General features: G+C 63.6%; 10 protein-coding genes. 7 read left to right on the top strand and 3 right to left on the bottom strand.

What is annotated here, in order from left to right:
• Window positions 1-57 precede the first annotated feature (57 nt).
• Together AC1RT2_RS12515 and AC1RT2_RS12510 are read left to right on the top strand one after the other, a co-directional pair.
• Window positions 58-717, top strand: a complete 660-nt coding sequence (locus tag AC1RT2_RS12515) for a YggS family pyridoxal phosphate-dependent enzyme (RefSeq protein WP_493102245.1) — start codon at window positions 58-60, stop codon at window positions 715-717.
• A gap of 136 nt (window positions 718-853) precedes the next feature.
• On the top strand, window positions 854-2,752 hold the full coding sequence (locus AC1RT2_RS12510) for a propionyl-CoA synthetase (protein ID WP_493102243.1): 1,899 nt from the start codon (window positions 854-856) through the stop codon (window positions 2,750-2,752).
• A 75-nt stretch (window positions 2,753-2,827) separates the two neighbouring features.
• Here AC1RT2_RS12510 and AC1RT2_RS12505 read toward each other — a convergent pair whose 3' ends face one another.
• Window positions 2,828-3,529: a DUF1013 domain-containing protein gene (locus AC1RT2_RS12505; protein ID WP_069060555.1), complete on the bottom strand. Its 702-nt coding sequence runs from the start codon at window positions 3,527-3,529 to the stop codon at window positions 2,828-2,830.
• A gap of 231 nt (window positions 3,530-3,760) precedes the next feature.
• Between AC1RT2_RS12505 and acs the strand changes: the two genes are divergently transcribed.
• Entirely contained in the window at window positions 3,761-5,716 is a 1,956-nt protein-coding gene (gene acs / locus AC1RT2_RS12500) for an acetate--CoA ligase (RefSeq protein WP_493102241.1), read from the top strand.
• A 247-nt stretch (window positions 5,717-5,963) separates the two neighbouring features.
• Here the strand turns inward: acs and AC1RT2_RS12495 are convergent, their stop codons facing one another.
• Window positions 5,964-6,161: a DUF1674 domain-containing protein gene (locus AC1RT2_RS12495; protein WP_493102239.1), complete on the bottom strand. Its 198-nt coding sequence runs from the start codon at window positions 6,159-6,161 to the stop codon at window positions 5,964-5,966.
• 158 nt (window positions 6,162-6,319) lie between these two features.
• On the opposite strand from AC1RT2_RS12495, the gene htpX reads away from it, so the two are divergent.
• From htpX to purH, 4 genes are all read left to right on the top strand, one after another.
• Window positions 6,320-7,285 carry a zinc metalloprotease HtpX gene (gene htpX, locus AC1RT2_RS12490; protein WP_069060557.1) on the top strand — a complete coding sequence of 322 codons (966 nt, stop codon included), beginning with the start codon at window positions 6,320-6,322 and terminating at the stop codon, window positions 7,283-7,285.
• On the top strand, window positions 7,282-8,688 hold the full coding sequence (locus AC1RT2_RS12485) for an RsmB/NOP family class I SAM-dependent RNA methyltransferase (RefSeq protein WP_493102237.1): 1,407 nt from the start codon (window positions 7,282-7,284) through the stop codon (window positions 8,686-8,688). Before htpX ends, AC1RT2_RS12485 begins: the two co-directional genes overlap by 4 nt.
• 112 nt (window positions 8,689-8,800) lie before the next feature.
• A complete protein-coding gene (locus tag AC1RT2_RS12480; protein ID WP_493102235.1) occupies window positions 8,801-10,483 on the top strand; it encodes a heparinase II/III family protein in 1,683 nt (560 codons plus the stop codon).
• A gap of 99 nt (window positions 10,484-10,582) precedes the next feature.
• The gene (purH, locus tag AC1RT2_RS12475) at window positions 10,583-12,193 is read left to right on the top strand and encodes a bifunctional phosphoribosylaminoimidazolecarboxamide formyltransferase/IMP cyclohydrolase (protein ID WP_493102234.1); all 1,611 of its coding nucleotides are present in this window, start codon (window positions 10,583-10,585) and stop codon (window positions 12,191-12,193) included.
• Between the two features lie 57 nt (window positions 12,194-12,250).
• On the opposite strand, the gene AC1RT2_RS12470 is transcribed toward purH, so the two are convergent.
• Complete coding sequence (locus AC1RT2_RS12470; protein ID WP_493102233.1) at window positions 12,251-13,636, bottom strand: MFS transporter; 1,386 nt, start codon at window positions 13,634-13,636, stop codon at window positions 12,251-12,253.
• Window positions 13,637-13,641 lie beyond the last annotated feature (5 nt).

Genomic DNA, 13,641 nt, shown 5'->3' with positions numbered 1-13,641 from the left:
TTGGCAAGCGGCGCCGTTTTCGCTAGGTCCGGAGCCTGATGCTGATGGAGAGTGATCATGGACCTTCAGGACCGTCTCGAGGACGTTCGCAACCGCATGCGCAAGGCAGCCGTGGAAGCCGATCGGCGGCCTGAAGCGGTCACGCTCGTCGCGGTCTCGAAGACCTTCGATGCCGAAGCGATTCGCCCGGCGATTGCGCTTGGACAGCGTGTGTTCGGCGAGAACCGCGTGCAGGAAGCGCAGGGCAAGTGGCCCGGCCTTCGCGAGGAGACGGCCGGTATCGAACTTCACCTGATCGGCCCGCTGCAATCCAACAAGGCTGCCGAGGCGGTGGCGCTGTTCGACGTCATCGAGACGGTGGACCGCGAGAAGATCGCCCGCGCACTTGCCGCGGAAATGGCGCGGCAGGCGCGCGCGCTCAGGCTCTATGTCCAGGTCAATACCGGGCTCGAGCCGCAGAAGGCCGGCATCGCACCGGACGACACGGTCGCCTTCGTTGCCCTCTGCCGGGAAGAGCTTGGCTTGGTCATCGAGGGCCTGATGTGCATTCCGCCGGCGGACGAAAATCCCGGTCCGCATTTCGCATTGCTCGCCAAGCTCGCGGCACGCTGCGGTCTCGACAGGCTGTCGATGGGCATGTCCGGTGACTATGAAACTGCCATCGGCTTCGGCGCGACCAGCGTGCGCGTCGGCTCGGCGATTTTCGGCACGCGCTAAATCGCCTGTTCGATTTGATGAAGCGCAAGCGGCGGTTTTGTCGCTTAGGGCTTTCGTCTGGCTTTGCGAAAAGCCCTCCCTCTCCTATTCTCCCAACCGGAGGAGCCGGCCGCTTTATGGCCGGCGGGAGGAAGCGATGCACAAAAATTATGCCGAGACCTATCGGGCCTGGAAGGATGACCACGAGGGTTATTGGACCGAGGCCGCGCGGGCGATCGACTGGTTCACCGAGCCAGTGAAGATTTTCGACGCCGGCCAGGGCGTCTATGGGCGCTGGTTTCCCGATGCGTTCAGCAATACCTGTCACAACTGCGTCGATCGGCATGTGGAGGCCGGTCGCGGCGATCAGGTCGCGCTGATCTACGACAGCCCGGTGACTGGCCGCAAGGCGCGCTACAGCTATGCCGACCTGTTGGTGCAGGTGAACGCCATGGCGGCGGTGCTTGTCGATCATGGTGTCGCGAAGGGTGACCGCGTCATCCTCTATATGCCGATGATCCCGGAAGCGATCTTCGCCATGCTCGCCTGCGCCCGCATCGGGGCGATCCATTCGGTGGTGTTCGGCGGTTTTGCAGCAAGTGAACTCGCGGCGCGCATCGACGATTCCACGGCGAAGCTCGTCGTTTCGGCGAGTTGCGGCGTCGAGCCCAATCGCATCATCGCTTACAAGCCGCTGCTCGATTCGGCGATCGAACTTGCGAAGCACAAGCCGGAGCATTGCCTCGTGCTGCAACGCGCTGAGCTCGCGGCAGACCTCACGTCCGGTCGGGATGTCGATCTCGGCGCGGCGCTGGAGGCTGCTGCGGGGCGCACGGTTGCCTGCGCGTCGCTTGCCGCGACCGATCCGCTCTATATTCTCTACACGTCAGGCACGACCGGCCAGCCGAAGGGCGTCATTCGCGACAATGGCGGGCATATGGTGGCGCTTGCCTGGTCGATGGGGGCGCTCTACGGCGTGGCACCCAGTGAGGTGTATTGGGCGGCATCGGATATCGGCTGGGTCGTCGGCCATTCCTATATCGTCTATGGGCCGCTGCTAAACGGCAGCACGACGGTGCTCTACGAGGGCAAGCCGGTCGGCACGCCGGATGCCGGCGCCTTCTGGCGCGTCGTCGAGGAGTACAAGGTCTCCGTGCTGTTTACGGCGCCGACCGCTTTCCGTGCGATCCGCAAGGAGGATCCGGAGGGTGTGTTCGTGAAACGGCACGATCTCTCCAGCCTGCGCGCGCTGTTCCTCGCCGGCGAGCGCGCCGATCCGGAAACGATCCGCTGGGCGGAAAGTGTGCTGGGCGTGCCGGTCATCGATCACTGGTGGCAGACGGAGACTGGCTGGGCGATTGTCGGCAACCCGCTTGGCCTCGATCCGCTGCCCGTGAAACACGGATCGCCGACCGTGCCGATGCCCGGTTACGAGTTGCACGTACTGGACGATGCCGGCCATGAGGTGCCGGCAGGCACGCTCGGCAACATCGCGATAAAACTTCCCCTGCCCCCGGGCTGCCTGCCGACCTTCTGGAACGCCGACGAACGGTTTCACACGACCTGCCTTGCGGAGTTCCCTGGCTATTACAAGACAGCAGATGCGGGCTACCTCGATGAAGACGGGTATGTCTTCGTCATGGCGCGCACCGACGATATCATCAATGTCGCCGGCCATCGGCTTTCGACGGGCGCGATGGAAGAGGTTTGCGCCAGCCATCCGGACGTTGCCGAATGCGCCGTCATCGGTGTTGCCGATGCGGTGAAGGGACAGGTGCCTGCCGGCTTCCTCGTTCTGAAGAGTGGTGTTTCACGTGAATCATCGCTTGTGGAGCAGGAGGTCGTGGCGCTGGTGCGCGAGCGTATCGGCCCCGTCGCGGCCTTCAAGACGGTACTTTGCGTGAAGCGACTGCCGAAAACGCGTTCCGGAAAAATCCTGCGCGGCACCATGCAGAAGATCGCCGATCGGGAAGAATGGAAGATGCCGGCGACGATCGACGATCCTGCTGTTCTCGATGAGATCGCCGGAGCGCTGTCGGCACGACGAATCGGCTAGCCGCCTTGCATACAGGCAAAGAAAAAGCCCGGTCGTGGAAACGGCCGGGCTTTTTGATGTGGTGTTCGACGGTGCTTAGAAGCGCTCGTCTTCATCCTCGTCGGGCGTTGCCGACTTCAGCGACTTGAGCTTGGCAAAGACGGCATCGGCGTCGATTTCCTTCTCTTCCTCGCGGTCGGTGCCGTAGGGCAGCTTTTCCGTTTCCTGCGCGGATTCGAGTGTTGCACCCAGTTCGGCGGCGGTCGGCAGCGGACGACCCTTCGAGGCGCGTTCGACTTCGAGGTCGAGGTCGATCTGCGAGCACAGGCCCAGCGTCACCGGATCCATCGGCGTCAGGTTGGTCGAGTTCCAGTGGGTGCGTTCGCGGATCTGCTCGATCGTCGACTTGGTCGTGCCGACGAGACGCGAGATCTGCGCATCCTTCAGTTCCGCGTGGTTACGAACCAGCCAGAGAATGGCGTTCGGGCGATCCTGACGCTTGGAGACCGGCGTGTAGCGCGGGCCCTTGCGCTTGGATTCGGGCACGCGAACCTTCGGTTCGGAAAGCTTGAGCTTGTGGTTCGGGTTGCCTTCCGCACGGGCGATTTCGTCGCGGGAAAGCTGGCCGGTCGAGATCGGATCAAGGCCCTTGATGCCCTGGGCCGATTCGCCGTCGGCGATCGCTTTCACTTCGAGCGGGTGCAGTTTGCAGAACGTGGCGATCTGGTCGAACGACAGCGCCGTGTTGTCAACAAGCCAGACGGCCGTTGCCTTTGGCATAAGCAGCTGTTGAGCCATGGATATAGTCCTCTTGTGCGTCCGCGCCGGTGTCGCGGGCCGTGGGTAGTAACCACTATGTTCCGGGAATTCGGCCCTCTATAACCTCACTGTCGCAGAAATGCAATTCTTCAAGCGACAAATGACCTTTGTCTAATTGCCCGACGGATTTGACCTGTTATGTATGGCGCAGGAGTTGCGGGGAGCCCGAGGAGATGCGGCATCCCGCCTATGCGCAGTGAGGAGGAATCCATGTCCGCAAAGACCTATCCGGTCCTGAAATCCGCGAAAAGCCGAGCGCTGATCGACAACGAAACCTATCAGAAATGGTATCGCGAGAGCGTCGAGAACCCGGAGCGTTTCTGGGACAAACACGGCATGCGGATCGACTGGTTCAAGCCCTATACCAAGGTCAAGAACACGTCGTTCACCGGCAAGGTCCCGATCAAGTGGTTCGAGGACGGCATCACCAACGTCTCCTACAATTGCATCGACCGCCACCTGAAGACGCATGGCGATCAGGTCGCCATCATCTGGGAAGGCGACAACCCCTATATCGACAAGAAGATCACCTATAACGAGCTTTACGAGCACGTCTGCCGCATGGCGAACGTGATGAAGAAGCACGGCGTCAAGAAGGGTGACCGCGTCACCATCTACATGCCGATGATCCCGGAAGCGGCCTATGCGATGCTCGCCTGCGCGCGCATCGGCGCCATCCACTCGATCGTCTTCGGCGGCTTCTCGCCGGATGCGTTGGCCGGCCGTATCGTCGACTGCGAATCGACCTTCGTCATCACCTGCGACGAGGGCGTGCGCGGCGGCAAGCCGATCCCGCTCAAGGAAAACACCGATACGGCGATCGACATCGCGGCGAAGAACCATGTCATCGTCAACAAGGTTCTGGTCGTGCGCCGCACCGGCGGCAAGATCGGCTGGGCGCCGGGCCGCGATATCTGGCACCACCAGGAAGTGCTGACCGTGCCGCGCGATTGTCCGCCGGCAAAGATGAAGGCGGAAGATCCCCTCTTCATCCTCTACACGTCCGGTTCGACCGGCAAGCCGAAGGGCGTGCTGCACACCACTGCCGGCTACCTCGTCTATGCCTCGATGACGCACAAATACGTCTTCGATTACCAGGATGGCGATATCTACTGGTGCACGGCCGATGTCGGCTGGGTGACCGGCCATTCCTACATCGTCTACGGCCCGCTGGCGAACCGCGCGACCACGCTGATGTTCGAAGGCGTGCCGAATTTCCCGGATGCCGGCCGCTTCTGGGAAGTGGTCGACAAGCACAAGGTCAACATCTTCTACACCGCGCCGACGGCGATCCGCGCGCTGATGGGTGCCGGCGACGCCTATGTGAAGCGCTCGTCGCGTTCGTCGCTGCGCTTGCTCGGCTCGGTTGGCGAGCCGATCAACCCGGAAGCCTGGGAATGGTACTACAACGTCGTCGGCGAGGGCCGCTCGCCGATCGTAGATACCTGGTGGCAGACGGAGACCGGTGGCATTCTCATCACCCCGCTGCCGGGCGCGACGGACCTCAAGCCGGGTTCGGCAACACGGCCGTTCTTCGGCATCAAGCCGCAGCTCGTAGACAATGAAGGCAATGTGCTGGAAGGGGTCGCTGACGGCAATCTCTGCATCACCGACAGTTGGCCCGGCCAGATGCGCACGGTCTATGGTGATCACAAGCGCTTCGTCGAAACCTATTTTTCGACCTACAAGGGCAAGTATTTTACCGGTGACGGCTGCCGGCGTGACGAGGACGGCTATTACTGGATCACCGGTCGCGTCGACGACGTGCTCAACATTTCCGGCCACCGCCTCGGCACGGCCGAAATCGAATCGGCGCTCGTCTCGCACCATCTGGTCTCGGAAGCTGCCGTCGTCGGCTATCCGCACGGCCTCAAGGGTCAGGGCATTTATTGCTACGTCTCGCTGATGGCCGGCGAAGAGGGCAATGATGCGCTGCGCCAGGACCTGGTGAAGCATGTGCGCAAGGAGATCGGCCCGATCGCGAGCCCGGACAAGATCCAGTTCGCCCCCGGCCTGCCAAAAACCCGTTCCGGCAAGATCATGCGCCGGATTCTGCGCAAGATCGCCGAGGACGATTTTGGCGCACTCGGTGACACCTCGACGCTTGCCGATCCGGCCGTTGTGGATGACCTGATCGCCAATCGGCAGAACAAGGCCGCCGGCTGATTGAAGAGGCTCGGATTAATGCGAAACGGCGGCCTAGGCCGCCGTTTTCTTTTGGAGAATTGCTTGAGGGAATATCCTCTCCTCTCCTCTCCTCTCCTCTCCTCCCCTCTTCCGTCATCCTCGGGCTCGACCCGAGGATCCATGCGGCGGGTGCGGCGTGAATGGTCGGGTCAAGCCCGACCATGACGAAGGAGAGGTAACGGACCGCGGTGATAGGCCGGGTCATTCCTGAGCCGGATTCCCACCCTCAGAAATCGATCGCCCGACCGTTGACTTCCCAATCGCCGAAACGGGCCGGGTCCGCACCGCCGCGGCCGCCAACCTCGGGAGCCGGTTCAACCGGCTGCGCGGCCTTGCGCCGTTCTTCGGCTTCCTGGAGGGCGCGCAATGCGGCGGGAGAAAGCACCTTGCGGCCGCCTGAATGATTGTCGTTGTCGTTCTGCATGAAAATCGGCATCCTTCCCGGATATTGAAGAATTCCTGTTCGCTTACCATCATATAGGAGCGTGACGGCGCTGTGGAAAGCGCTGATTCACGTGAAACACTCCCTTGACAACAGGGGAATGCACGCGGGCAACGAGACCCGACAGGAGCCGAAAACCTATGAACATCGTTCGCACAGCCATGCTTCTCGCCTTCATGACGGCGCTTTTCATGGGCGTGGGCCTGCTCATCGGCGGCAAGGGCGGCATGATGATCGCGCTGCTCATCGCCATCGCCATGAATTTCTTTTCCTACTGGAATTCCGACCGCATGGTTCTGTCCATGTACGGCGCCAAGGAGGTCGATGAACGCTCCGCGCCGGAATATTTCGGCATCGTGCGTGACCTCGCAAAACGCGCCGGCCTGCCCATGCCGCGGGTCTATGTCATCAACAGCGACCAGCCGAACGCCTTTGCAACCGGCCGCAATCCGCAGAATGCTGCGGTTGCCGCCTCGACCGGTCTTCTCCAGGCGCTCTCCTATGAAGAGGTGGCGGGCGTGATGGCGCACGAGCTTGCCCATATCCAGAACCGCGACACGCTGACCATGACGCTGACGGCGACGATTGCCGGTGCGATTTCGATGCTTGCCAACTTCGCCATGTTCTTCGGCGGTAGCGGCAACCGCGAAAACAGCAACCCGCTCGGCTTCATCGGCGTGCTGATCGCGATGATCGTTGCCCCCTTTGCCGCCATGCTGGTGCAGATGGCGATCAGCCGGACGCGCGAATATTCGGCCGACAAGCGCGGCGCGGAAATCTGCGGCAATCCGTTGTGGCTCTCGTCGGCGCTCGGCAAGATCGCCGTCGCGGCGGGCCGCGTTCCCAACAACGATGCCGAGCGCAACCCGGCCACAGCGCATATGTTCATCATCAACCCGCTCTCGGGCGAGCGTATGGACAACCTGTTTTCGACCCATCCGAACACCGAGAACCGCATCGCGGCGCTGGAGGAAATGGCCCGTGGCATGCAAGCGCGCTCGACGGAGCCGGTCCGGGCTGATAATCCCTCACGCAAATCGCGCTCCGTCCCGACGACGGGCTGGGGACGCGGTGGTTCCGAACCACCCAAGGGTCCCTGGTCTTGAGCGACGACAGAAAACACAGAGCACATCCAAACAGGCATCGCGGCGGCAAGGGGCGAGCCCCCGTGGAGGCGCCCGAGAGCCATTCGGAAAAGCCGGGCCTGCGCGCCCGGCAGGCGGCCGCCAAGATCCTTGCCGCCGTCATCGACCGCCGGACGCCGCTCGACGGCATGCTGGACGCCGAGAACGGCAACCCGGCCTATCGGCAGCTCAACGACGCCGACCGTGCGCTGGTACGCGCCATCATCAACACGGCGCTGCGCCATCTTCCCCGCATCGACACCATTCTGGACACGCTGGTCGGCACGCCGTTGCCGGTGGGCGCGCGCGCCTTGCAGCACGCCCTGACGGTCGCCGCGGCACAGATCCTCTATCTCGACGTTCCGGACCATTCCGCTGTCGACCTTGCGGTCGAGCAGGCGCAGATCGACCCGCGCAACCGCCGCTTTGCCAGCCTCACCAATGCGGTGCTGCGTCGCCTGTCGCGCGAAAAGGCCTCGCATCTGGCGGCGACCCGTTCGATTCCCGTCGTTCCGGACTGGTTCTACCAACGGCTTATCGACATCTACGGGCGTGAGCACACGGGACGGATTGCCGAAGCGCTTCTCGAACCGTCGGCTATCGACCTCACCGTCAAATCCGACCCGGAAGGCTGGGCTGCTCGGCTGGGCGGTCTCGTCCTGCCGACCGGTTCCGTGCGCTTGCCGGCCGCCTCCGGCGCCATTCCGGCATTGGAAGGGTTCGACGCGGGCGAATGGTGGGTGCAGGACGCCGCCGCCAGCATTCCGGCAAAGCTGTTTGGTGATCTTGCCGGCAAGCGCGTTGCCGATCTCTGCGCTGCGCCCGGCGGAAAAACCGCGCAGCTGGCGCATGCCGGTGCCGAGGTCACGGCGCTCGACCAGTCCGCCAACCGCCTGAAGCGGCTCATCGGCAATCTCGAGCGCCTGGCGCTCCCGGTGACGGCTGTCGAGGCGAACATGGCCGACTACCGTCCTGACGCGCTTTTTGACGCCGTCCTGCTCGATGCGCCCTGCTCGTCCACCGGCACGATCCGTCGCCATCCCGACGTGCTCTGGACCAAGGGTCCGGAAGACATCGAAAAACTTGCCCGTCTGCAGGAGCGCCTGCTGCGCCACGCGCTGACGCTGGTGAAGCCCGGCTGCGTGCTCGTCTTCTCCAATTGCTCGCTCGATCCGAACGAAGGGGAAGAGACGGTCGCCCGCGTTCTCGCCGACAATCCGTCCTGGCAAATCGACCCCGTCGATCCTGCCGATTGGCCGGGCCTGGAATCGGCGATCTCGCCACGCGGCGAATTCCGCACGACACCCGCCATGTTGCCGGCGACCGAGACCCATGCCGGTGGTTTGGACGGATTTTACGCCGTGCGGCTGCGGAACGGCGGCTAAACGACAGATCCTCACGCCCTGCCTGGCCGCGTCATCAACAGTCCATCAGCTCCGATGAATTGACGCGGCTTGCCGCATCAGCCTACCTATAGGAAGGAGGCATTCGTTAACCATGCAGCTTTCCGACCGGCAGCGGCTTCTCTATCTGTATTTGCGTGAGGGTTGGCGCCGGTTCTCGCGGCGGCTTGCCTTGGGCCGAATTAGCGCCATGCGGTTTTCCGGCGGCACGCCGGATCGCCTGGTCGTCGCACCCACCGACCTGCATCCCGCCGATTCTTTTGCCGGCGAAGAAATAGCCGCCGGCCGGTTCCCTCTGGCGGGGCGTGTTCTGGAGTGCGAGGGTGATTCGCCCTTCGCGCTGGAGCTTCCCTCGGAAGAGTTCGCCGTCCGCCTGCATTCGTTTGGCTGGCTGCGCCATATGCGCCTCGTCGATCCGGAAAAGGCAGCACAGACCTCCCGCTTCATCGTCGACGACTGGCTGCAAAGCCATGGCCGCGTCATAGGCGGCCTCGCCTGGCGGCCGGACGTCGCCGCGCAACGCATCATCGCCTGGCTCTCCCATTCGCCGGTCGTGCTGAAGGATGCCGACTATCCGTTCTATCGCCGCTTCCTGAAGAGCCTCGCCTTCCAGGTCCGTTATCTGCGCCACGTCGCCGATACGACGCGGGATGGCGAGCCGCGGCTCAGGGTGCGCATAGCCCTTGCCATGGCCTCCATCGCCATGCCGGCCACCGCCGCGCGAATGCGCAAGGCCGCGCGTCATCTCGACGAGGAACTCGACCGGCAGATCCTTGCCGATGGCGGCCATTGCTCGCGCAATCCGCGGGCAGCACTCGATCTGCTGCTCGATTTGCTGCCGCTGCGCCAGACCTATGTCAATCTCGGCCATGACATGCCGGCGCAGCTCATTCCCTGCATCGATCGGATCTATCCGGCGCTGCGTTTCTTCCGCCACCAGGGGGGTGAACTCGCGCTGTTCAACGGCGCCACCTACACGCTGGCGAACGAATTGATGTCGGCCCTGCGCTACGACGAGACGGGCGGCGCGCCATTCAAGGCGCTGCCATCCATCAATTACGATCGCCTCGCGGTGAAGGAGACGGTCGTCCTGATGGACACCGGCCTGCTGAAAGCCGTCGATCTTTCCGCGACGGCGTCTGCGGGAACGCTTTCCATCGAGATGTCGTCCGGCAAAAACCGTTTCATCGTCAATTCCGGCCGGCCGCGATTTGCCGGAGAGGCCTTGCGCCAGCTGTCGCGCACGACGGCGGCCCATTCGGTCGCCACCTTGAACGATACCTCATCGTCGCGCATTTCCAGCTCGCGCTTCCTCGGGCCGATCATCATCGGTGGCGTCAAGAAAGTCGATGTCGCCCGCACCGAGCGCGAATCCGGTGCCGATGGCGTGACGGCCGGCCATGACGGCTACCTGAAGCGTTTCGGCCTTCTCTACGAGCGCGATATCCTCGTTGCAGCCACCGGAAGCGAAATTCGCGGCCGGGAGCGTTTCTTCAAGCCGAACGACCCGAGCGGCACCATCGAAAAGGGCCAGGCGGTGGTGCGTTTTCATATCCACCCGACCATCCAGCTCTATCGCGCGTCGTCGAACGAGACCCGGCTGGTCGCGCCGGATGGAGAAGCCTGGGCGCTGACCTGCGTCGATGTGCCGGTCGAGGAGGAAGAGGACGTCTTCTTCGCCGATCCCTCCGGCGTCAGGACGTCGCGCCAGCTGACGCTGACCATGCCGCTCAATACGGTGCCCGAAGTTCAGTGGTCGCTGGTGCGACAGCGCTGAATTGCGGGCGTTTGCCGTTTTCTCCGGGCGACGGCTGTGATAACGGGGCGCATGACCATCCGGCCCCCCTCCCGCGGGCCGTCAGAACGGAGCGCCCCCATGGCCGTTGTTTCCAAGAAAATCCCCGCCCCTGATCGTGTTGTCGTGCGCACCGCGCTTCTCTCCGTCTCCGACAAGGCGGGCATCGTCGATCTCGCCCGCGCGCTCGCCGACAAGGGCGTACGCCTGCTGTCGACCGGCGGCACGCACAAGGCGCTGAGCGACGCCGGCCTTACGGTGACCGACGTGTCCGAGGTCACGGGCTTTCCGGAAATCATGGATGGCCGCGTGAAGACCCTGCATCCCTCCGTGCATGGCGGCCTGCTGGCGATCCGCGACGATGCGGAGCATGTCGAGGCGATGAAGGCGAATGGCATCGATGCGATCGACCTGGCGATCATCAACCTCTATCCGTTCGAAGAGGTGCGTGCCAAGGGCGGCGACTATCCGACGACCGTCGAGAACATCGACATCGGCGGCCCGGCAATGATCCGCGCATCCGCCAAGAACCATGCCTATGTGACTGTTGTCACCGACCCGGCCGACTACCCTGCCCTGCTGGAAGAACTGGCGGGTGGGTCGACCTCCTATGCCTTCCGCCAGCGCCTCGCCGCCAAGGCCTATGCCCGTACGGCGGCCTATGACGCGGCGATCTCCAACTGGTTTGCCGAGGCGCTCGACATCGCCACGCCGCGTCACCGCGTGCTTGGCGGCGTGCTCAAGGAAGAGATGCGCTACGGCGAGAACCCGCACCAGAAGGCCGGCTTCTACGTCACCGGCGAGAACCGCCCCGGTGTCGCCACAGCGACGCTGCTCCAGGGCAAGCAGCTTTCCTACAACAATATCAACGATACGGACGCCGCTTTCGAACTGGTCGCCGAGTTTCTGCCCGAAAACGGTCCGGCCTGCGCGATCATCAAGCACGCCAATCCCTGCGGCGTCGCCACCGGCAAGACGCTGAAGGATGCTTACGCGCGGGCGCTGGCCTGCGATCCGGTCTCCGCCTTCGGCGGCATCATCGCGCTCAACACAACGCTCGACGGCGAGACGGCGGAAGAGATCGTCAAGCTCTTCACCGAAGTCATCATCGCGCCGGATGCGGACGAGACGGCGCGGGCCATCATTGCCGGCAAGCCGAACCTGCGCCTGCTGGTCACGGGCGCGCTGCCCGATCCGCGCGTGCCGGGCCTTTCCGCCAAGACGGTTTCCGGTGGCCTGCTCGTGCAGAGCCGCGACAACGGCATGGTCGAGGATCTCGAACTCAAGGTCGTCACCAAGCGCGCACCGACGGCACAGGAACTGGTCGACATGAAGTTCGCCTTCAAGGTCGCCAAGCACGTCAAGTCGAATGCCGTGGTCTATGCCAAGGATGGCCAGACGGCTGGCATCGGCGCCGGGCAGATGAGCCGCATCGATTCCGCCCGCATTGCCGGGCTGAAGGCGGAAGAGGCTGCCAAGGCGATGGGCCTTGCGGAGCCGCTGACACGCGGCTCGGCCGTGGCTTCCGAAGCCTTTTTGCCCTTCGCCGACGGCCTGCTTTCGGCGATTGCCGCCGGTGCGACCGCGGTCATCCAGCCGGGCGGCTCGATGCGCGATGCGGAAGTGATTGCGGCGGCTGATGAGGCGGGCGTCGCGATGGTCTTCACCGGAATGCGCCACTTCCGGCATTGAATTTATCCGGATTCTTCCCCGGAATCGAAACGCCCCGCTTGCGGGGCGTTTTGCGTTTCAGGTGTTCACCCCGTTGGCCGGATAGGGTGTGCGCAGCAAGAGCAGGAAGCCGACGACGAGGAAGGCGATGAGCGCCATCATGCCGATGCGCGCCGAGCCTGTTGCCGTGGTGATGAGCGCGACCGACAGTGGTGCAAGGAAGGACGTGGCGCGGCCCGAGAGAGCATAGAGGCCGAAATAGCGGCCGGCTTCGTCCGGATGGATGCTCTGGGCGAGGTAGGAGCGGGCGGAGGCCTGGACGGGGCCGAAGGCGACGCCGATCAGCAGGCCGTAGAGGATATAGGCCTTTTCCGCTGCCGTGGCGAAGAGACCGCCGGAATCGGCGGTCGATAGCGGGATAAGGCCGAACAGGGTGACGCCGGGGCCGGTGGAGACGATGCCGATCGTCGCAATGGTCAGGCAGACGAGGCTGATCACTACAACGGTTTTCGAGCCGAGACGCTTGTCGAGCCGGCTGGCATAGAGGCAGCCGCCGATGGCGACGACGTTGAGGATGATGCCATAGATGCCGAGTTCAAACGTCTGCCAGGCGAACATGCCGGCGGCAAAGGTGCCGCCGAGTGCCAGGAGCCCGTTGACACCGTCCTGGTAGATCATGCGGGCGACTAGGAAGCGCAGGATGCCCGGCTTGCCGCGCAGGTCGCGCAGGGTGGCGGAGAGATCCGCCAAGCCGGCGCGCACGGCGGCGGCGATCGGCAGTCCTTTGCTTTGATCCGGCGTGAAGAAAAACATCGGCAGTATGAAGACGAGATACCAGAGTGCTGAAATCGGCCCGGTGATGCGGGCGTCCGCGCCGGTCGCTGGATCGAGGCCGAACAGCGGCGCAATGCCGATGGCGGTCGTTCCCGTCTCCGGATTGGCAGCGAGAAGCGCAACGACAGCGATCAGCACGATCATGCCGCCGAGATAACCGAGGCCCCAGGCGATGTTGGAGATACGGCCGGCATCTTCCGGTTTGACGAGGCGCGGCATCATCGAATCGTTGAAGACGATAGAAAACTCGGCCGCCACCGTCGCCAGCACGATCATGGCCATGGCGAAGGGCAGGCTGCTGCCGGGCGTGGCATGCCAAAGCGCGATGAGTGACAGGATCTTGATCACCGCGAAGACGGCGATCCAGGGTTTTCGCGCGCCGGAAGCATCGGCGATCGAGCCCATGATTGGCGCGAGCAGCGCAATCACGATGCCGGAAATAGTGAGCGTATAGCTCCAGGCGGCCTGCCCGGCAGCATGGTCTTCGGTCAGGCGCGAGACGAGGTAGGGGCCGAAGATGAAGGTGGTAATGACCGTGAAGAAGGGCTGTGCCGCCCAGTCGAACAGCATCCAGCCTGTAATACCGAGACGGCCTACGCGCGGCTCCCGGCTTTCTACGACATCCGTCATCGCCC

The sequence above is a fragment of the Shinella sp. GW821-FHT11G07 genome, from assembly GCF_058808115.1.
This window is presented reverse-complemented; position numbering and strand designations above follow the sequence as displayed.